The 21,508-nt window shown below is 54.7% G+C and carries 14 protein-coding genes; 6 read left to right on the top strand and 8 right to left on the bottom strand.

Annotated elements, in window-relative coordinates:
• Positions 1 to 13: 13 nt before the first annotated feature.
• From alkB to K7H21_RS08435, 4 genes are all read right to left on the bottom strand, one after another.
• Positions 14 to 664 (bottom strand): DNA oxidative demethylase AlkB, encoded by a 651-nt coding sequence (gene alkB, locus K7H21_RS08450; protein ID WP_142446754.1) that lies wholly within the window; start codon positions 662 to 664, stop codon positions 14 to 16.
• On the bottom strand, positions 664 to 1,728 hold the full coding sequence (gene ada, locus K7H21_RS08445; RefSeq protein ID WP_004123023.1) for a bifunctional DNA-binding transcriptional regulator/O6-methylguanine-DNA methyltransferase Ada: 1,065 nt from the start codon (positions 1,726 to 1,728) through the stop codon (positions 664 to 666). Before ada ends, alkB begins: the two co-directional genes overlap by 1 nt.
• 72 nt (positions 1,729 to 1,800) lie before the next feature.
• Complete coding sequence (gene apbE / locus K7H21_RS08440; RefSeq protein WP_142445927.1) at positions 1,801 to 2,853, bottom strand: FAD:protein FMN transferase ApbE; 1,053 nt, start codon at positions 2,851 to 2,853, stop codon at positions 1,801 to 1,803.
• Between the two features lie 102 nt (positions 2,854 to 2,955).
• Positions 2,956 to 4,050, bottom strand: a complete 1,095-nt coding sequence (locus tag K7H21_RS08435; protein ID WP_223035702.1) for a porin OmpC — start codon at positions 4,048 to 4,050, stop codon at positions 2,956 to 2,958.
• Positions 4,051 to 4,820: 770 nt separating this feature from the next.
• Between K7H21_RS08435 and rcsD the strand changes: the two genes are divergently transcribed.
• Both rcsD and rcsB read left to right on the top strand, forming a co-directional pair.
• Positions 4,821 to 7,481, top strand: coding sequence for a phosphotransferase RcsD (gene rcsD, locus K7H21_RS08430; RefSeq protein WP_223035701.1), 2,661 nt, complete (start codon positions 4,821 to 4,823; stop codon positions 7,479 to 7,481).
• A gap of 16 nt (positions 7,482 to 7,497) precedes the next feature.
• The gene (gene rcsB, locus K7H21_RS08425; protein ID WP_004103995.1) at positions 7,498 to 8,148 is read left to right on the top strand and encodes a response regulator transcription factor RcsB; all 651 of its coding nucleotides are present in this window, start codon (positions 7,498 to 7,500) and stop codon (positions 8,146 to 8,148) included.
• Positions 8,149 to 8,191: 43 nt separating this feature from the next.
• Here the strand turns inward: rcsB and rcsC are convergent, their stop codons facing one another.
• Both rcsC and gyrA read right to left on the bottom strand, forming a co-directional pair.
• Positions 8,192 to 11,038, bottom strand: coding sequence for a two-component system sensor histidine kinase RcsC (gene rcsC, locus K7H21_RS08420; RefSeq protein ID WP_004123047.1), 2,847 nt, complete (start codon positions 11,036 to 11,038; stop codon positions 8,192 to 8,194).
• Between the two features lie 131 nt (positions 11,039 to 11,169).
• Entirely contained in the window at positions 11,170 to 13,803 is a 2,634-nt protein-coding gene (gene gyrA, locus K7H21_RS08415; RefSeq protein ID WP_004123050.1) for a DNA topoisomerase (ATP-hydrolyzing) subunit A, read from the bottom strand.
• A 185-nt stretch (positions 13,804 to 13,988) separates the two neighbouring features.
• Between gyrA and ubiG the strand changes: the two genes are divergently transcribed.
• From ubiG to yfaE, 4 genes are all read left to right on the top strand, one after another.
• Positions 13,989 to 14,717, top strand: coding sequence for a bifunctional 2-polyprenyl-6-hydroxyphenol methylase/3-demethylubiquinol 3-O-methyltransferase UbiG (gene ubiG / locus K7H21_RS08410; protein WP_004123052.1), 729 nt, complete (start codon positions 13,989 to 13,991; stop codon positions 14,715 to 14,717).
• Positions 14,718 to 15,062: 345 nt separating this feature from the next.
• A complete protein-coding gene (gene nrdA, locus K7H21_RS08405; protein WP_004123055.1) occupies positions 15,063 to 17,348 on the top strand; it encodes a class 1a ribonucleoside-diphosphate reductase subunit alpha in 2,286 nt (761 codons plus the stop codon).
• Positions 17,349 to 17,451: 103 nt separating this feature from the next.
• Positions 17,452 to 18,582 (top strand): class Ia ribonucleoside-diphosphate reductase subunit beta, encoded by a 1,131-nt coding sequence (gene nrdB / locus K7H21_RS08400; protein ID WP_004123058.1) that lies wholly within the window; start codon positions 17,452 to 17,454, stop codon positions 18,580 to 18,582.
• Positions 18,582 to 18,836, top strand: a complete 255-nt coding sequence (gene yfaE, locus K7H21_RS08395) for a class I ribonucleotide reductase maintenance protein YfaE (protein ID WP_004123060.1) — start codon at positions 18,582 to 18,584, stop codon at positions 18,834 to 18,836. The genes nrdB and yfaE overlap by 1 nt, the downstream gene beginning before the upstream one ends.
• Before the next feature lie 71 nt (positions 18,837 to 18,907).
• On the opposite strand, the gene glpQ is transcribed toward yfaE, so the two are convergent.
• Positions 18,908 to 19,978 carry a glycerophosphodiester phosphodiesterase gene (glpQ, locus tag K7H21_RS08390; RefSeq protein ID WP_112165599.1) on the bottom strand — a complete coding sequence of 357 codons (1,071 nt, stop codon included), beginning with the start codon at positions 19,976 to 19,978 and terminating at the stop codon, positions 18,908 to 18,910.
• Between the two features lie 9 nt (positions 19,979 to 19,987).
• Positions 19,988 to 21,334, bottom strand: coding sequence for a glycerol-3-phosphate transporter (glpT, locus tag K7H21_RS08385; RefSeq protein WP_004123062.1), 1,347 nt, complete (start codon positions 21,332 to 21,334; stop codon positions 19,988 to 19,990).
• Positions 21,335 to 21,508: the final 174 nt, after the last annotated feature.

Raw genomic sequence — 21,508 nt, 5'->3', positions numbered from 1 at the left:
ATAATTCTTATTTTTATTCTTTATTACCCGCCAGGCGGAAAGTGAGATTGTAACGACAGGCGCCGGTCTCCGGGTGGATGCCCTCTTTGAGCGGCTGAATACCGTGGTAAAACAGCCGCGATTCGCCGCCCCAGACCACCACATCGCCGTGCTCCAGCAGCACACGCTGTAGCGGATCGTTACGCCGCAGCCCGCCGAACTGAAATATTGCCGGCAGCCCCAGCGAGACGGAGACAATCGGCGCTCGCAGGTTATGCTCGTCTTTATCCTGATGCAGCGACAGCTTCGCGCCGGGCTGGTAGCGGTTGATAAGACAAGCATCCGGGGTAAAGCGCGCATAGCCAGCCGCCGCCGCGGCCTCTGCGGCCAGCTCGCGGAAAGGCGGCGGCATCTGCGGCCAGCGCTTGCCGGTCAGCGGATCGTCGGCAGCATAAAGATAGCCAAACTGGTTCGTCGTCCAGCCCAGCTCGCCGCAGTTGGTCATCGCCACCGACATCGTATAACCGCCGGGGGTGACCATCTGGCGAAAAGGCGAACGATCGGCAATCCCGGCGATTGCCTGCAACAGCGCCGGGGCGCGCTCTCGGGCGTAGCGGCGCAAAATTATCGCCCCCGGAGCCAGCGGCTCCTGCCAGGGCGGCGTATCGGCAAAAAGATCGAACATTATTTCTCCTCGGATGACGCTTCTCGCGCCAGCAACAGCGCCTTGCGCGCCGTTCCCCAACGATAGCCGGATAGCGCCCCATCTTGGCGAACGACCCGATGGCAGGGAATAACCAGCGCCAGCTTATTAGCGGCACAGGCGCTTGCCACTGCTCTCACCGCGCGGGGGCGGCCGATACTTTGCGCGACCTGGCGATAGCTGCGGGTCTCTCCCGCCGGGATCTGACGTAGCGCCTGCCAGACCTGAAGCTGAAAAGCCGTGCCGCGCAAATCCAACGGCAGGGAAAACGGCTGCCGGTGGTCATCAAGATGGGAAAATACCTGCGCCACCCGCTGACGAAAAGCATCATCGCCCGGATGCAGCCGCGCATTGGGAAACAGGCTGGCTAATTCAGCGTAGAGCAAAGCATCGCTCTCTCCCGGCAGCACGGCGCACACGCCCCGCTTACTCTCAGCCACCAGACAGCGTCCCAGCGGACCATCGCCGCATACCCAGGTAATATCGAGATCCTCGCCGCCGCGGCGAAACTGGCGGGCGGTCATCCCCAGCGCGGCATCTGCCTGCTGATAGTAGCTGCTATTGTCCGGGAAGCCGGCCGACAGCGCCGCATCGGTAATTTTCTCCCCCTGCCCCAGCGCTTCGCGTAAACGGCGAGCGCGCCAGGCCTGTTGCCAGGCTTTAGGGGTCATTCCGGTGACGGATTTAAAGAGGCGGTGAAAATGAAAGGGGCTGAGCGCGGCCTGACGCGCCAGCGCCTCCAGCGTCACCGGCATTTCCTGCTCCAGCAGACGGCACGCGGCGGCCACTTTCTCTACCTTCTGCTGCTGCGGGTCGGTTTTTTCCGGCTGGCAGCGTTTGCAGGGGCGAAAGCCTTCCGCCTGCGCGGTTGCAACGTCAGGGTAAAAGCGAACATTTTCCCGCAGCGCGCGACGCGAACGACAGGACGGACGGCAGCAAACGCCGGTGGTCAGCACGGCAAAAACAAACTGACCATCGGCGCGGGCATCACGTTCGCATACCGCCTGCCAGCGGCGCTCATCGGTATCAATCATTATCGGTTTCATCACGGACTCCTGCTGTAAGTGTATCTGCAGTGTGGCCCGAAGTCCGTTAACAAAAACCCGAAATCTTGCGCTTTAATTTTTCTCGCCAACGAGGAACGCGCGGAACTGCGGCGACATCCAGGTTTTAAACCCGTCACCCTCTTTGACAATCATATATACCGCCAGCCCCTGTTCGCGAACCACGTCCTGCGCTTTTTCCGGCCCCAGCACCATCAGCCCGGTATCCCAGCCGTCGGCCTCCAGCGCCGTCGGGGCGATAACGGTCACCGAAACCAGTTTATGATCAATAGGCCGCCCGGTTTGCGGATCGATAACGTGCGAGATGCGCTTACCGTCCAGCTCATAGTAGTTGCGGTAGCTGCCGGAGGTGCTGATGCCGTGGCCGTTGATATCAACGATCGCCTGCACCGCGTTTTCGCGATCGGTTGGCTTCTGGATCGCCACCCGCCAGGGCTGCCCTTCCGCATTCATACCCCGGCTCACCAGCGCGCCGCCCACCGAGACCAGATAGCGCGAGATCCCCTCCTGCTCCATCAGGCGCGCCAGATGATCGGCGGCGTAGCCTTCACCCACGGTAGAGAGATCGACGAACAGATCCGCAATGTCTTTTTGCAGATACTGTTGGCCGGCCTGGTTGATCACCGTCAGATGCTGTAATCCGCTGCGCGCTTTCGCCGCAGCAATCTGCTGCGCATCCGGCGTTTTTACCGGCTGTTTATCCGGACCAAAGCCCCATAAATTGACCAGCGGCCCGACGGTGATATCCATGGCGCCATGGGTTTTCGCGCCAATGCGCAGCGACATCGTCACGATATCTGCCATCGCCTCGCTGACCGGCCACGGCGACGTTCCCGACGAATGGTTAAAGCGCATCAACGCTGAATCGTTCTTCCAGGTAGAAAGTAGACGGTCGTCGGCATCGAGCTGAGCCTGCACTTTCTGGCGCAGCGCCTCGGCCTTCGCCTCATCAAGGTTGATGACGCTGACCCGCCAGAATGTGCCCATGGTTTTGCCATCCAGCACGGTGGCGGCGGATTTTGGCGTCTGGGGAGAGGTGGCTGAATCACAGCCTGAAAGTAATACGCAGGCGCCGAACAGGGCGGCGCGGAAAAAAGTGATATCCATAAAATTGGCTTCCTCTGGCTAAGGCGCAAAGAGTACACCAGTAAGGTTAAACCGGGCATAAAAAAAGGCGCCATCGGCGCCTTTTTTCAAACTTCTGCGTACTTAGAACTGGTAAACCAGGCCCAGAGCAACGATGTCGTCGGTAGACACATTGGCAGCACGGGTGAAGCGGTTGTCGTCCAGCAGGTTGATTTTGTAGTCAACGTAGGTGGACATGTTTTTGTTGAAGTAGTAGGTCGCGCCTACATCAACATATTTCAGCAGATCCTGATCGCCGTAACCTTCCAGATCCTTACCTTTGGACTGCAGGTAAGCCACGGACGGACGCAGACCGAAGTCGAACTGGTACTGTGCAACCACTTCGAAGTTCTGCGCTTTGTTAGCAAAGCCCTGGTTGCCAGCGCGAGTTGCGTTGTAGGTCTGGGTGTACTGAGTCGCCAGGTAGATGTTGTTGGCGTCATATTTCAGACCACCGGTGTAGGTTTCAGCGTTGTCGCCGCGGCCCAGAGCAGGAACAGTGTTCTGCTGGCTGGTACGTTTAGAGTGAGAGTACGCGAAACCAGCGCTGATACCGTCGTAGATATCATAGGTCACAGCAGTGCCGTAACCGTCGCCGTTCTGTTTGTTCCAGTCACGACCGTTGTTGGTCGAACCTTCACCGCTTACGCTGCCGTTTTTACCCTGATACTGCAGAGCAAAGTTCAGGCCGTCAACCAGACCGAAGAAGTCAGAGTTACGGTAGGTTGCCACGCCGTTAGCGCGAGACTGCAGGAAGTTGTCAGAACCGTAGGTGTCGCCGCCGAATTCCGGCAGAACGTCGGTCCAGGAAGTTACGTCGTAAACAACGCCGTAGTTACGACCGTAGTCGAAAGAACCCGCGTCGCCGAATTTCAGACCTGCAAACGCCAGACGAGTCCACGCCTGATTGCTGGAGCTTTCGGTGTTGTTAGCCTGGACGTTGTATTCCCACTGGCCGTAACCGGTCAGCTGATCATTGATCTGGGTTTCGCCTTTGATGCCCAGACGCATGTAGGTCTGGTCGCCATCTTGACCTTTGTCGTCAGAGAAATAGTGCAGACCGTCGATTTTACCGTACAGGTCTAATTTGTTGCCATCTTTGTTATAGACTTCAGCCGCATTCGCTGCGCCCGCTACCAGCAGTGCCGGTACCAGGAGGGACAGTACTTTAACTTTCATGTTATTAACCCTCTGTTTGTTATATGCCTTTTATTATTGCCACTGCTTACTGATTACCCTTCTAATCAGTCGGCTATTTCATTGTGCTGCAAAATGCAGAATAATCCAACAAGAATATGATACTAAAACTTCTAAGATGTTTCAAAATACCCACAAGATGTTTCAAATTGTAAATGTAAGGGAACTTTTTTTCTGCACAAAAAGCCCATAAAAATAAGCACTAATAATCAAAAAATAAAAATTATCAATCAATGTCAAAGAGTTACACAGTTACACACCTATAGCACTGAATGGTAAAACAAAATTCTCATCTGGGACTAAAATTAATCCCGCTATCATCATTAACTTTATTTATTACCGTCATTCAGTTCTGAATGTCTGTTTACCCCTATTTCAACCGGATGCCTCGCATCCGGTTTTTTTTACCCTTCTTTACACATCTTTAATTATTCCCTGCTAACCGCGAAAAAAATAACGGTTATTAATCAAACAACTTACGGCTAAAATCGGAGTAATTTATATAATTTCTTGTTATTTAGTGCTATTTACATTATCGAATCCGTAAATAATTGTACAAAAATAACCGGGACGTACATCTTTGTACGCCCCGCTGGTTTGGCATCAATCTCAAGGCAAAAAGTCATTGTAGGATATTCAGATGTATGGATTTTGGACGTTAACCCTTATACTGTTCGTAGCATCTGCGCTGCCCCCGGTTAACTTGGTGCAACAGTCCGTTTACACACAATGATGAGTCGTATTCTCACACGATGACCCCGAAAAAATTTTCCCTGATACCCGGCAACATTACTCGCTTCTTTATTCTCATGGTCATCGTCCTACTGGCGACGATGGGGGTCATGATCCAAAGCGCCGTTAACACCTGGCTTAAAGACAAAAGCTACCAGGTGGTCGATGTCAGCTACGACTTACATAAACGCATCGATACCTGGCGCTACGCCACCTGGCAGATTTATGACAATATCGCTGCGACCTCGTCCAGTTCAGTCTCAGAGACAGGGCTCCAGGAAACGCGTTTAAAACAGGATGTTTACTACCTGGAGAAACCCCGGCGCAAAACAGAAGCGCTGATTTTTGGCTCGCATGACGGCTCAACGCTGGAAATGACGCAAAAAATCTCCAACTATCTCGATATCCTGTGGGGCGCCGAGACGATCCCCTGGTCGATGTATTACCTGAACGGGCTTGATAACAGCCTGATTCTGGTTTCAACGCTGCCCTTAAAAGACCTCTCTTCCAGCTTCAAAGAGTCGACCATCAGCAGCGTCGTCGAATCACGACGGGCAGAAATGCTGCTTCAGGCCAACACCTTAGATGAACGCGAGACCTTTTCGTCGCTGCGCCACCTTGCCTGGCAAAACGGCTACTACTTTACTTTACGCACGACATTCAACCAGCCCGGTCACCTGGCGACCGTTGTCGCCTTCGATCTGCCCATTAACGATCTCATTCCTCCTAGTATGTCGCTGGAGAGCTTCCGGCTGGAGCCCGATCCGTCGCAAAGCGTCAACAGCAACCCGGATAAAGAAGCCGCCGACATCGTTAGCATTAACTTTAACGGCCCGCAGATTGAAATTCTCACCACCATTAATACCACCGGTATGCGTCTGGTCTGGATGGTGCCCTTTAGCGAGCTGATTCTGGAGTCCTTGCAGAGTATCTTACTGCCGCTGTTGCTGAATATTGGTCTGCTGGCGCTGGCGCTGTTCGGATTTACGACCTTTCGCCACTACAGCGGCCGTAAAAGCATCGTGGGAACGGCGGTCTCTTCGGCAGCCAATAATGAGCTGCGCGCCCAGCGCGCCATTCACGAAGAGATTGTTTCCCTGCTGCCGCTAGGGCTTCTGGTGCACGATCTGGACGCTAACCGTACGGTGATTAGCAATCCGATTGCCGATCATCTGCTGCCGCATCTGAACCTGCAAAACATCATTAACATGGCCGATCAGCATCAGGGCGTGATTCAGGCGACGGTGAACAATGAACTGTATGAAATCCGTCATTTCCGCAGCCAGGTTTCGCCGCGTACGCAAATCTTTATTATTCGCGATCAGGACCGTGAAGTGCTGGTGAATAAGAAGCTCAAGCAGGCCCAGCGCCTGTATGAGAAAAACCAGCAGGGCCGCACTGCTTTTATGCAGCATATCGGTATGGCGCTGAAGCAGCCAGCGCAAACGCTGGCGGAAGAAGCCGCGGCGCTCGGCATAGCTGAAAGCCGCAAGCTGGCCCAGCATGCAGATGAACTGGTCCAACTGGTCGATGAAATACAGCTGGCAAACCTGCTGGAGACCGATAGCTGGAAGAGCGCGCAGGGTCTGTTCTCCATTCAGGAATTGATAGATGAAGTGGTGCCTGAAGTCCTGCCCATCATCAAACGTAAAGGTCTTCAGCTGCTGATTAACAACTCGCTGCCGGCCAATGAGCAACGCTACGGCGATCGCGACGCCCTGCGCCGCACACTTTTACTGCTCATCCAATATTCGGTTACCACCACGCCTATCGGCAAAATCACCCTGGAAGTGAGTAAAGATGAATCAGCTGACGACCGCCTGACCTTCCGTATTCTGGATACCGGCAACGGCGTTTCGGCGAATGAAATCGACAATATGCACTTCCCGTTCCTCAACGAGACGCAGGCAGACCTTTACGGCAAAGCCAACGCCCTCACCTTCTGGCTCTGCGATCGCCTGACCCGCAAGCTAGGCGGGCAGCTCAATATCAAAGCGCGCGAGTCGCTGGGCACCCGCTACTCCCTGCATCTAAAAATGGCCGCCAGCGCAGAGGAGAGTGATTCAGGGGAACATCTGTTGGATGAGGTCGTAATACTGCTTGATGTAACGGCCCATGAAGTCCGCCGTATCGTCACCCGCCAGCTTGAAAGCTGGGGGGCCACCTGCATCACGCCGGATGACAGAATCACAAGTCAACAATATGATCTCTTTTTAACGGATAATCCGTCTAATCTTACTGCTTCGGGCTTGCTTTTAAGCGATGATGAAGTCCGGGTTCATAAGATTGGTCCTGGTCAGCTCCGCGTAAACTTTAATATCAGCGCTGCGATGCAGGAAGCTATCCTCCAGCTGATTGAGCAGCAGCTTGCTGAGGAAGAGGAGCCCCCTTCCTCAGCCGGTAGCGAAAGTAACGCCGAACTGCATGCCAGCGGCTATTACACGCTGTTTGCAGACACGGTACCAGATGATGTTAAGAGGCTGTATAATGAACGGGCAACAGGCGATTTCGCCGCGCTGGCGCAGACCGCTCACCGCCTCAAAGGGGCGTTTGCTATGCTAAATCTGGTACCCGGCAAGCAGTTATGTGAAACGCTTGAGCATCTGATTCGAGAAAAAGATGCGCAAGGCATAGAAAAATATATCAGCGACATTGACGACTACGTCAAGAGCTTGCTGTAGCAAGGTAGCCTAATACATGAACAATATGAACGTAATTATTGCCGATGACCATCCGATCGTACTGTTCGGTATTCGTAAGTCACTTGAACAAATTGAGTGGGTGAACGTTGTCGGCGAGTTTGAAGACTCCACCGCATTAATCAACAATCTGCCAAAGCTGGACGCACACGTCCTGATTACCGATTTATCCATGCCCGGTGATAAATACGGCGATGGCATTACGCTTATCAAATACATCAAGCGTCATTTCCCGGATCTGTCCATCATTGTCCTGACAATGAATAACAACCCGGCGATCCTGAGCGCGGTGCTGGATCTGGACATCGAAGGGATCGTCCTGAAACAGGGTGCGCCAACCGATCTGCCTAAAGCGCTGGCCGCGCTGCAAAAGGGCAAAAAATTCACCCCGGAAAGCGTTTCGCGCCTGCTGGAAAAAATCAGCGCCGGCGGTTACGGCGACAAACGTTTGTCGCCTAAAGAGAGTGAGGTATTGCGTCTGTTCGCCGAAGGCTTCCTGGTCACAGAGATTGCCAAAAAGCTCAACCGCAGTATCAAAACCATCAGTAGCCAGAAAAAATCGGCAATGATGAAGCTCGGTGTGGAAAACGACATTGCCCTGCTTAACTACCTCTCTTCCGTTTCCCTGAGCTCCACGGATAAAGACTAACGTCTCCCTTCCCGGATAGCGCAGCGCTATCCGGGAAACTGCCTTACTCCCTTCCCTTACGTACCCGTGCTGCGTAGACCGTCAGGGTCTGCTTGATAATATCCAGAGTCACCGGCTTAGAAAGGCAGCTGTCCATACCCGACTCCAGGCAGCGCTGCTTCTCTTCCGCCAGGGCGTTGGCGGTGACCCCGATCACCGGCAGCGTGAGTCCCAGCTGGCGTATGCGCTGGGTCAGGCGATAGCCGTCCATATTCGGCATGTTGACGTCGCTAAGCACGATATCAATATGCTGCTTGCTCAGAACATTCAGCGCATCGACCCCATCATTTGCCGTCACGCACTGATAGCCCAGCGATCCCAGCTGATCGGCCAGCAGACGTCGGTTAATAGGATGATCGTCTACCACCAGGATCATCATGTCATCATTGCTGGTGGTTTCCGCATCCGCCGCGGATAGCGCGGGCCCGTTTTCCGCGCTGGCCACGGCGATATGGAAGATGCGTCCCAGAAGCGGCAGCAGTTCATGGGGCGTGGCCACACTATGCAGCCATTCGCCGGGCGCCCGCTCCTGCGGAATACCGATATGCCGACGAGAGAAGATCACCATTGCGCAGCCGGTCCAGGCTTCATACGTCTCGCTATCGGTTAACAGAATATCTTCCGCTCCCGGCGTTTGCCCGTCAAAACGACGGACCGGGACGCCGTGAAATGTCAGCAACTGCTCGACGAACACCGCCAGCGAGCTGTTATCAATCGCCAACCAGCAGCATTTTTCAGCCAGGCCGTCAATCAGTAGCGGCGGCGTATTTTGTACGCCATAAAGCGGGATACGAATGGTGAACCGGCTGCCCATGCCGGGCTCGGTTTCGACGGCAATATCGCCATCCATCATGCTGATAAGCTTTTCACAGATCGCCAGACCGAGTCCCGTCCCCTGGAAGTTGCGCTGCACCCCGGTTCCGACCTGGAAGAATGGATCGAACAGGCGTACCACCTCTTTCGCCGGGATCCCTTCGCCGGTGTCGCGTACGCTGATGCGCAGATAATCATCCGCCCGCTCTACGTGCAGGACAATACAGCCGGTATCGGTAAACTTAATCGCATTACTTAGCAGGTTGGAAATAACCTGTTGCAGGCGCATGGGATCGCCGGACATCAGCTGCGGTACGTCGGGCTCAATAAAACAGTACAGCCCCAGGTGCTTACGCACCACCAGCGGCAGATAGTTGGCGGAAATATGGTTCATGACCTCGCGCGGCGAAAACTCCCGCGGCTCAATTTTTAGCTGCTCGGACTCAATTTTTGAGAAGTCGAGGATATCGCTAATAATTTTCAGCAGCAGGCTGGAAGAGTTGTTCATCGCCGTCACCAGGCGATCGACGCCCTTCGGCAGCTCTTTGGTCTGCAATAAATCAAGGTTACCGATAATCCCGTACAGCGGCGTGCGCAGTTCGTGGCTGACGGTGGCGAGGAACATTGATTTCGACTGGCTGGCCTGCTCGGCAGCCTGGGCCATCTCCTGCAGCGACTCCTCCATTTTGACGCGCGCCGAGACATCCACCAACACGCAAATCGCCACATTCTCATTACGGTAGCGCGAGTGGACAAAGCTGATTTGCAGGTTAGTGTTATTGCTGGTCAGCACATCGACAAAGTTCACCTGCTGGCCGCAGATAATTTGCGTCAGCCGCTGCCTGTCCTCGTGGGTTAGCATGTTGAGATAGTTATGCGCCAGCTCGTTACTCAGGATGTTGGTGCCGTCGAGCGTACGTAAAATACAGATCCCCACCGGCGCGGAGGCAACGATTTTTCGGTTGAACTGCTCATGCTCTTCCAGCCGCTGGGCGTCATTTTCTGCCGGAATAAAAATACGCCGTTCATACATTCGGGCGAGGACAAAGAGGAGCACGCCGGTGAGCAGATTGAGCACCACAGCGTTCAGTATCAGCATCCGGATGCGTTCCAGCACCTGATCCACCGGCACCGAATAGACAATACTCAGGGATGATGGCGGCAGGTTTTTTTTCATCGCCAGCTCGCGAAAACCGGCGGTATAGCCGAACCACAGACGCTCCTGCATCCACTTCGCATCCGCTTTAATATTACTGTCCGACCCGGCAAGCGAAATCAGCGACTGACCGTTATCGTCGAGGATAGTGACGTTCATCGGCAGACTACCAGGAGTAAAGAAGCTTTCCATACGGATGGTTTGCTCTACGCCGAGCATCGCCTGCAGGCGATTCGCTACATAGATTGGGGTCAACGCATAGAAATAACCAACGCCCGGACGCACGCCCTGGCTTATCCAGAACAGATTATTACCGCGCTCGTTTTGCGGCGCGTCGCGATACTGCTCAATGCGCTGATGCAGCACTTTTAACGCCTGGTCCCGCTCCAGCGGAATATCGCGCAGACCGAAGTTGGCCATACACAGATTGTCGCTGCCAATCAAAAAAATACGATTGAGGTCGTAGGCCGTTGAGAAATTGTCACGCCAGTAGCGCATAAACCACGCCAGTGACTGTAGCGAATTACGCCAGGTCGTACTCATCAGCGCGCAGTCGGAGTCCGGGTAGAGCGGTTCAAAATTAGGTATCGCGATATCGCCGCGCTGAACCGGCGTATCACCGCCTTCGCCGCCGTCCATCGGCCGGTTGCCCGCAACGTACTTCAGCTCTTTGATCACATCGGCGGTACGCTGGATGTAGCGCTGCGCCTGATCGGCATTGAGATTAAATTCCTGGCGAATTTCCGATTCGCGATCGTGCAAAGCATTGACGATGTAAAACACCGACACAAAAGCGACCAGCACCCACAGTAGTACCGCCAGCGCTCTGAATAGATAGCGTGAAACCTTTAACGTGTTATGGAAAGAAGCTAGATATTTCAATGTGGCGATGCTCGGCCGTCAGGGGCTCAACAGAATGGCGTTAAGGTAACGATAAAACAACGGTCCCGCAACGGGAAAACAAAAAGGGTCGGGGATAGCCCCGACCCTTTCAGAACAATCACCGCAGAGAATTACTCTTCGTCTTCGGCAATATCATCGTCAGTATCCGCTTCCGGCGCGATATCCTCATCGCCTTCCGCCGCGCTGCCGTCGATGGCATCCAGCTCTTCGTCATCAACCGGCTCAGCTACGCGCTGCAGGCCAACCACGTTTTCATCTTCCGCGGTGCGGATCAGAATCACGCCCTGAGTGTTACGACCCACAATGCTCACTTCAGAAACGCGGGTTCGTACCAGCGTGCCCGCATCGGTGATCATCATAATCTGGTCGCAGTCATCTACCTGCACCGCGCCCACAACGGAACCGTTGCGTTCGGTGACTTTGATAGAGATAACGCCCTGGGTCGCACGCGACTTGGTTGGATACTCTTCAGCCGCGGTACGTTTACCGTAGCCGTTCTGCGTGACGGTCAGGATGGCGCCTTCGCCGCGCGGAACGATCAGCGAGACCACCTTGTCCTCGCCGGCCAGCTTGATGCCGCGCACGCCGGTGGCGGTACGGCCCATCGCGCGGACGGCGTCCTCTTTAAAGCGCACCACTTTACCGGCGGCTGAGAACAGCATGACTTCGTCCTGACCGGAAGTCAGATCGACGCCAATCAGTTCGTCGCCTTCGTTAAGGTTAACCGCGATAATACCGGCGGAACGCGGACGGCTGAATTCGGTCAGCGCCGTTTTCTTCACGGTACCGCTGGCGGTCGCCATAAAGACGTTCACGCCCTCTTCGTATTCGCGGACCGGCAGGATCGCGGTGATGCGCTCGTTGGCTTCCAGCGGCAGCAGGTTGACGATCGGACGACCGCGCGCGCCGCGGCTGGCTTCCGGCAACTGATAAACTTTCATCCAGTAGAGACGACCGCGGCTGGAGAAGCAGAGGATCGTGTCGTGGGTGTTGGCCACCAGCAGACGGTCGATAAAGTCTTCTTCTTTGATACGCGCCGCAGATTTGCCTTTGCCGCCGCGACGCTGCGCTTCGTAGTCGGTTAACGGCTGATACTTCACGTAGCCCTGATGCGAAAGGGTCACGACAACATCTTCCTGGTTGATCAGGTCTTCGATGTTGATATCGGCGCTGTTAGCGGTGATCTCGGTACGGCGCGCGTCGCCGAACTGTTCACGGACCAGCTCCAGCTCTTCGCGGATAACTTCCATCAGGCGATCGGCGCTGCCCAGAATGTGCAGCAATTCCGCAATCTGTTCCAACAGCTCTTTGTATTCGTCGAGCAGTTTTTCATGCTCAAGGCCGGTCAGTTTCTGCAAACGCAGATCCAGAATCGCCTGTGCCTGCTGTTCGGTCAGGTAGTACTGGCCGTCGCGCACGCCGAATTCAGGTTCCAGCCATTCCGGACGCGCGGCGTCATCGCCTGCACGTTCCAGCATCGCGGAAACATTGCCCAGATCCCATGAACGGGCGATTAAGCCAGCTTTCGCTTCCGCCGGCGTCGGCGCGCGGCGAATCAGCTCAATAATCGGATCGATGTTGGCCAGGGCAATCGCCAGCGCTTCGAGGATGTGCGCGCGATCGCGGGCTTTACGCAGTTCAAAAATCGTACGGCGGGTCACCACTTCGCGGCGGTGGCGCACGAACGCGGCAATAATTTCTTTCAGGTTCATGATCTTCGGCTGACCATGGTGCAGGGCAACCATGTTGATACCGAAGGAGACCTGGAGCTGAGTCTGCGAATAAAGGTTGTTAAGAACCACCTCACCCACCGCATCGCGCTTCACTTCTATCACGATACGCATGCCGTCTTTATCAGACTCGTCGCGCAGCGCGCTGATGCCTTCGACGCGTTTGTCTTTGACCAGCTCAGCGATTTTCTCAATCAGGCGCGCTTTGTTCACCTGATACGGAATTTCATGCACGATGATGGTTTCGCGACCGGTTTTCGCGTCAGCTTCCACTTCCGCGCGCGCGCGAATGTACACTTTACCGCGACCGGTACGATAGGCCTCTTCAATGCCGCGGCGACCGTTGATGATCGCGGCGGTCGGGAAGTCCGGACCCGGAATATGTTCCATCAGCCCTTCAATGCTGATGTCTTCGTTTTCAACGTAGGCCAGACAGCCGTTGATCACTTCGGTCAGGTTATGCGGCGGAATGTTGGTCGCCATACCTACCGCGATACCGGACGAACCGTTGACTAACAGGTTCGGGATTTTGGTCGGCATAACGTCAGGGATCTTTTCCGTGCCGTCATAGTTATCGACGAAATCCACCGTCTCTTTTTCCAGGTCGGCCATCAGTTCATGAGCGATCTTCGACATACGGATTTCCGTATAACGCATCGCTGCGGCGGAGTCGCCGTCGACAGAACCGAAGTTACCCTGGCCATCTACCAGCATGTAACGCAGGGAGAATGGCTGCGCCATACGTACAATGGTATCGTATACGGCAGTATCACCATGAGGGTGGTATTTACCGATTACGTCACCAACGACACGGGCAGATTTTTTATAGGCTTTGTTCCAGTCATTGCCCAATACGTTCATGGCGTATAGTACGCGACGGTGTACCGGCTTCAGGCCATCTCGGACATCCGGCAGCGCACGGCCAACAATGACCGACATCGCATAATCCAGATACGAGCTCTTCAGCTCTTCCTCAATGTTGACCGGTGTAATTTCTCTCGCAAGGTCGCTCATCTAACCGCTATCCCTCTACTGTATCCCGGATTCAAAGGTCGCAAATTATAACACACCCGTAGTGATACGGGTAAACCTATACCCAATGATTTTCGCGCGGCGGAAGGCGACAGGGATAGACGGTTTATTCATCCCTGAGGCCTGATATACTCGCGGGTCTGAACTGAACAGGAGTAAAAGCGCCCATGAATGCCGAAAAACCGTCGGTGGCCCACAATGTTGATCATAATGAAATCGCTAAATTTGAAGCCGTCGCCTCGCGCTGGTGGGATTTAGAAGGCGAATTCAAGCCGTTACATCGCATCAACCCTCTACGTCTTGGCTATATCGCGGAGCGCGCCGGAGGCCTGTTTGGCAAAAAAGTGCTCGATGTCGGCTGCGGCGGCGGCATCCTGGCTGAAAGCATGGCTCGGGAAGGCGCGACGGTGACCGGTCTGGATATGGGTTTCGAACCGTTACAGGTGGCCAGGCTGCACGCCCTGGAGAGCGGTATTCAGGTCGAATACGTCCAGGAAACCGTTGAAGAGCACGCGGCGAAGCATGCCCAGCAGTATGACGTCGTGACCTGCATGGAGATGTTGGAGCACGTCCCGGACCCGCAGTCGGTGGTCCACGCCTGCGCGCGGCTGGTCAAACCCGGCGGCCAGGTCTTCTTCTCGACCATTAACCGTAACGGTAAAGCGTGGCTGATGGCGGTCGTGGGCGCCGAATACGTGATGAAGATGGTGCCAAAAGGTACCCATGACGTGAAGAAATTTATTAAACCAGCGGAGCTGATCGGCTGGGTTGATGAGACTATTCTGAAAGAGCAGCATATTACCGGTCTTCACTACAATCCGTTGACCAATACCTTCAAGCTGGCGCCGGGCGTTGATGTTAACTATATGTTGCATACAACGGCGACGAAGGCATAGCGTCAGCTGTTTTTCCTATGATGATTGCGCGGCATCAAGCCGCGTGATTTTTTCTTCCGATGAAGAAATCAGCACTCGATCAAATTTTCATTTTTTTTTCTGTTTTATTGACATCTTCTCCAGGCCTTATGTGGCGTGGATTTCGCGATCATTACCCTTCCGCAACCTCAATTTAACCTCAAAATCAACTCTTGTACTCAAAAGAATCCTTACTAGAATACTCACCATATAGCGTTTCTTTTATCGACAACCCCCTACATATAGTATTTATCCACAGAGTTAGTCACAACGGCGATCTGTGGATAAGTGGGGGGATATTTTCTTTCACGGACAGGTATAATCCACATGAATCAGAGTCTGCTGGTGACAAAGCGCGACGGTAGCACCGAGCGCATCAATCTCGATAAAATCCACCGCGTGCTGGATTGGGCGGCAGAAGGGCTGAATAACGTATCCATCTCCCAGGTAGAACTGCGTTCCCACATTCAGTTCTATGACGGCATCAAAACCGCTGACATTCACGAAACCATTATCAAAGCCGCCGCGGACCTTATTTCCCGCGATGCCCCGGATTACCAGTATCTCGCCGCCCGCCTGGCGATTTTCCACCTGCGTAAAAAAGCCTACGGCCAGTTTGAGCCGCCAGCGCTGTTCGACCACGTGTCGAAAATGGTGAAAAACGGCAAATACGATACTCATCTGCTGGAAGACTACACGGAAGAAGAGTTCAAGCAGATGGATTCGTTCATCGAGCACGATCGCGATATGACCTTCTCCTACGCGGCGGTTAAGCAGCTCGAAGGTAAATATCTGGTGCAGAACCGCGTCACCGGCGAGATCTACGAAAGCGCCCAGTTCCTGTACATTCTGGTTGCCGCCTGCCTGTTCTCCAACTACCCGCGCGAGACGCGTCTGGACTACATCAAGCGTTTCTATGACGCGGTGTCGACGTTTAAAATCTCCCTGCCCACGCCGATCATGTCCGGCGTGCGCACCCCAACCCGCCAGTTCAGCTCCTGCGTGCTGATCGAGTGCGGCGACAGCCTGGATTCGATTAACGCCACCTCCAGCGCCATTGTTAAATACGTCTCTCAGCGCGCCGGTATCGGCATCAACGCTGGCCGCATCCGCGCGCTGGGTAGCCCGATTCGCGGCGGTGAAGCGTTCCACACCGGCTGTATCCCGTTCTATAAGCACTTCCAGACCGCGGTAAAATCCTGTTCCCAGGGTGGTGTGCGCGGCGGTGCGGCGACCCTCTTCTACCCGATGTGGCATCTGGAAGTCGAAAGCCTGCTGGTGCTGAAAAATAACCGTGGCACCGACGCCAACCGCGTTCGTCACATGGACTACGGCGTACAGATCAACAAGCTGATGTATACCCGCCTGCTGAAAGGCGGCGATATCACCCTGTTCAGCCCATCAGACGTCCCGGGCCTGTACGATGCGTTCTTTGCCGATCAGGACGAGTTCGAGCGTCTGTACACAAAATATGAGCAGGACGACAGCATTCGCAAGCAGCGCATCAAAGCGGTAGAGCTGTTCTCGCTGATGATGCAGGAGCGCGCCTCCACCGGCCGTATCTACATCCAGAACGTCGACCACTGCAATACCCACAGCCCGTTTGACCCGGTTGTCGCGCCGGTGCGCCAGTCCAACCTGTGCCTGGAAATCGCCCTGCCGACCAAGCCGCTGGAAGATGTGAACGACGAAAACGGTGAGATTGCGCTGTGCACCCTCTCCGCTTTCAACCTCGGCGTTATCGATAGCCTTGATGAGTTGGAAGAGCTGGCGGTACTGGCGGTTCGCGCGCTGGATGCCCTGCTGGATTATCAGGACTACCCGATCCCGGCAGCCAAACGCGGCGCCATGGGCCGTCGCACGTTGGGTATTGGCGTGATCAACTTTGCCTACTATCTGGCGAAGCACGGTAAACGCTACTCCGACGGCAGCGCCAACAACCTGACGCATAAAACGTTCGAAGCGATTCAGTACTACCTGCTGAAAGCCTCTAACGAACTGGCTATCGAGCAGGGCGCGTGCCCGTGGTTCAACGAAACCACCTACGCCAAAGGCATTCTGCCGATCGATACCTATAAAAAAGACCTGGATGCGATCGTCAATGAATCCCTGCATTACGACTGGGAAGCGTTGCGCGAATCGATCAAAACGCACGGCCTGCGTAACTCCACGCTCTCCGCGCTGATGCCGTCCGAGACCTCTTCGCAGATCTCCAATGCCACCAACGGCATTGAGCCGCCGCGCGGCCACGTCAGCATCAAAGCATCGAAAGACGGGATCCTGCGCCAGGTGGTGCCGGATTACGAAAAACTGCAGAACGGCTACGAGCTGCTGTGGGAAATGCCGAACAACGACGGTTACTTGCAGCTGGTCGGTATTATGCAGAAGTTTATCGACCAGTCGATTTCTGCCAACACCAACTACGATCCGACTCGCTTCCCGTCAGGTAAAGTGCCGATGCAGCAATTACTGAAAGACTTGCTCAATGCCTATAAGTTCGGCGTCAAAACGCTGTACTATCACAACACTCGCGATGGCGCGGAAGATGCTCAGGATGATCTGGCGCCGTCCATCCAGGACGACGGCTGCGAAAGCGGCGCATGTAAGATTTGATAATATTGCCCGGCGGCGCGTTGCTTGCCGGGCCTACGGTATATTGTAGGCCGGGTTAGCGAAGTGCCACCCGGCTTGTAATTCCAGGACAGGATCCTCACTCATGGCATATACCACTTTTTCTCAGACCAAAAACGATCAGCTGCTTGAGCCGATGTTTTTTGGTCAGCCGGTGAACGTCGCCCGCTACGATCAGCAAAAATATGACATCTTCGAAAAGCTGATTGAAAAACAGCTCTCCTTCTTCTGGCGTCCGGAAGAAGTTGACGTTTCCCGCGACCGCATCGACTACCAGGCGCTGCCGGAACACGAAAAGCACATTTTTATCAGCAACCTGAAATATCAGACGCTGCTTGACTCGATCCAGGGACGCAGCCCGAACGTCGCCCTGCTGCCGCTGATTTCGATTCCGGAGCTGGAAACCTGGGTTGAAACCTGGGCGTTCTCAGAGACCATTCATTCGCGCTCCTACACCCACATCATCCGCAATATCGTTAACGATCCGGCGATGGTGTTTGACGATATCGTCACCAACGAGCAGATCCAGAAACGCGCGGAAGGGATTTCCAGCTATTACGATGAATTGATTGAGCTAACCAGCTACTGGCATCTGCTGGGCGAAGGCACCCACAGCGTGAACGGTAAAACTATCACCGTGAACCTGCGCGAGCTGAAAAAGAAACTCTACCTGTGCCTGATGAGCGTGAACGCGCTGGAAGCCATCCGTTTTTACGTCAGCTTTGCCTGCTCCTTCGCCTTTGCCGAGCGCAAGCTGATGGAAGGTAACGCCAAGATTATCCGTCTGATCGCCCGCGACGAAGCGCTGCACCTGACCGGTACTCAGCATATGCTGAACCTGCTGCGTTCAGGCGTCGACGATCCGGAGATGGCTTCAATCGCCGAAGAGTGCAAACAGGCGTGCTACGACCTGTTCGTGCAGGCGGCGCAGCAGGAAAAAGAGTGGGCGGATTATCTGTTCCGCGACGGCTCGATGATCGGCCTGAACAAAGATATTCTCTGCCAGTACGTTGAGTACATTACCAACATCCGCATGCAGGCGGTGGGTCTCGATCTGCCGTTCCAGACCCGCTCCAACCCGATCCCGTGGATCAACACCTGGCTGGTGTCCGATAACGTGCAGGTTGCGCCGCAGGAAGTGGAAGTCAGTTCCTATCTCGTCGGGCAGATCGATTCCGAAGTCGACGCCGACGATCTGAGCAACTTCCAGCTCTGATGAAACGCATTTTTTTGAAGATTTCTGACACTCGTCTTGAGTGTCAGGATGAACATCCCTCTCTGCTGGCGGCTCTGGAATCGCACAATATCGACGTGGAGTATCAATGCCGCGAAGGCTACTGCGGCTCCTGCCGTCTACGGCTGGTTTCGGGCCAGGTTGACTGGCTCACCGAGCCGCTGGCGTTTGTCCAGCCGGGTGAGATTTTGCCCTGCTGCTGCCGGGCGCAAGGCGATATTGAAATCGAGATGTAATCTTTATCGGGTGGCGCTGCGCTTACCCGACCTATGAAACTGCCGTTCACAGGCCGGGTAAACCCGGCTTTTTACTGCTTCGCGTTCAGAAACTGCACCGCTTTATCCGGGAAATCGGTAAACAGGCCGTCAACGTCCGCCTGGCGATACAGCACGTTATAGAGCTGATTGACGTCGGTTGCGTACTCCGGCAACTGATCGGCGCGGACCGTATACGGATGGACCTGCATATGGCTGGCGTGAGCTTCTTTCACCATGGCCGTCAGCTTCACCTCACCTGGCTTCGAACCTTCGGCCACCAGCATGTGGTAGTCCGGACCAATGCCGTCAGCGTACTGTGCTATCTGCGCCATTGCCCCTGGTTTGAACATCCAGTCATAGCTGTAGTTCACCCACTTGCCGTCGGCCTGCCGCTGCTGGGTCTCATTCCAGTCGGTATAGGCGATAAGCTGTACCAGATTGAGATCCATCCCCATCTTCGGCTCCAGCTCGTGTTTAATACGTTTGAGCTCGTCCGCGTCAAAACACTGCAGATAGACCTTATCCTGCTTGCGGGTATAACCATACTCTTTCAGCACCTTCAGCGTACTGGCGGCAATATCCTTGCCTTCCTGATGGTGGAACCACGGTGCTTTGATTTCCGGGTAGATGCCGATGTTTTTGCCGGTCGAATGGTTCAACCCCTGCACAAACTCAATCTCCTCTTCAAAGGTATGAATACGGAAATCAGATTTCCCCATCGGGAAACGGCCCGGATAAGTTTGCACGTTCTTGCCATCTTTCGGCTCAAACCCTTCGGTAAACTTCAGCGACTTTATCTCGGCGAGCGTAAAGTCGATGGCGTAGAAGCGGCCATCCTTACGCGCCCGCTGCGGGAAACGCTGCGCCACGTCGGTCACCCGGTCCAGATAGTGGTCATGCAGTACCACCAGCCGGTCGTCTTTAGTCATCACCAGGTCTTGCTCAAGGTAATCGGCCCCCTGAGCATACGCCATCGCTTTCGCCGGCAGGGTATGTTCCGGCAGATAGCCGCTGGCGCCGCGGTGGGCGATAACGATTTTCTCCCCTGCGACGGCGCTGAAAGAGAGCGCGGTAGCGGCCAGCAGCATTCCGCTCATCAGGGCGGTTAATTGACTTTTCATCGCAGCTCCTTAGCCTTGTTTCATCTGCTGGTGATGACGTCGTTCACCCAGCATCACGATAATCAACAGCAGGACAGCCAGCACGCTGCCGCCGATCATTACCATAAAGCCGCCGTCCCAGCCGAAGAAATCGACGGTATAGCCAACGATAGCGCTCGCGGCTACCGAGCCGCCGAGATAGCCGAACAGGCCGGTGAAGCCCGCGGCGGTGCCGGCGGCTTTTTTCGGCGCCAGCTCCAGCGCGTGCAGGCCAATCAGCATCACCGGACCATAAATAAGGAAGCCGATGATGATCATGCAGGCCATATCCACGCCCGGATTACCCGGCGGGTTCAGCCAGTAAACGACGGTGGCGATGGTGACCAGGGTCATAAAGAAGACGCCGGTCGCGCCGCGGTTGCCTTTAAACACTTTATCCGACATCCAGCCGCACAGCAGCGTGCCCGGGATCCCCGCGTATTCATAAAGGAAGTAGGCCCAGGATGATTTATCCAGCGCGAAGTGCTTAACTTCCTTCAGATAGGTCGGCGACCAGTCAAGAATGCCGTAGCGCAGCAGATAGACAAATACGTTAGCGACGGCGATGTACCACAGCAGCTTGTTCGGCAGGATGTACTGCATAAAGATCTGCTTTGCGGTCAGCTCTTCTTCATGCTTCTCGCTGTAGTCGTCAGGATAATCGTTTTTGTACTCTTCGATAGGGGGCAGGCCGCAGGACTGCGGGGTATCGCGCATCATCGCGAAGGCGAAAATCGCCAGCAGGATCGCGCCGAAAGCCGGCATATACAGCGCCGCGTGCCAGTCGTTAAACCACGCCATTCCCAGCAGAAACAGCAGCGGCGGGATCCCGCCGCCGACGTTATGCGCGCAGTTCCATACCGACACAATACCGCCACGCTCTTTTTGCGACCACCAGTGCACCATCGTGCGCCCGCACGGCGGCCAGCCCATCCCCTGGAACCAGCCGCACAGGAACAGCAGCACGAACATCACCATAATGCTGGAGGTCGCCCAGGGGACGAAGCCCATGACCAGCATCACCAGCGCGGCCAGGATCAGCCCTGCCGGTAAAAAAATGCGCGGATTCGAACGATCTGAGACCGAGCCCATGATGAATTTCGAAAACCCGTAGGCGATGGAGATACCGGAAAGCGCAAAGCCGAGATCGCCACGGGAGAATCCTTGTTCGATAAGATAGGGCATCGCCAAAGCAAAGTTCTTACGAACCAGATAGTAAGCGGCATATCCGAAGAAGATACCGATAAAGATCTGCCAACGTAATCGACGATATAAGGGGTCGATTTCCGCCGTTGGCAAACGCGCCTTATGCGCTGCGGGTTTAAATATACTTAACATATCAGCCTCCGTGGCCATTGCTGTTCTTCTGACGTCGACGCAAAAAAACGTAATTTATTCACTGACTTCTGATTTGGTCGCGATAGTAGGCAAAGCGTAAATCTAATACTGTGAAATGTCGCACACTTTGTTACAGAAATATGACATCGCTTTCTAATATGCGCACAAAGTCAC

The organism is Klebsiella sp. CTHL.F3a (genome assembly GCF_019890895.1).
In the GTDB taxonomy this organism is placed as follows: Bacteria; Pseudomonadota; Gammaproteobacteria; order Enterobacterales; family Enterobacteriaceae; genus Klebsiella; species Klebsiella grimontii.
This window is presented reverse-complemented; position numbering and strand designations above follow the sequence as displayed.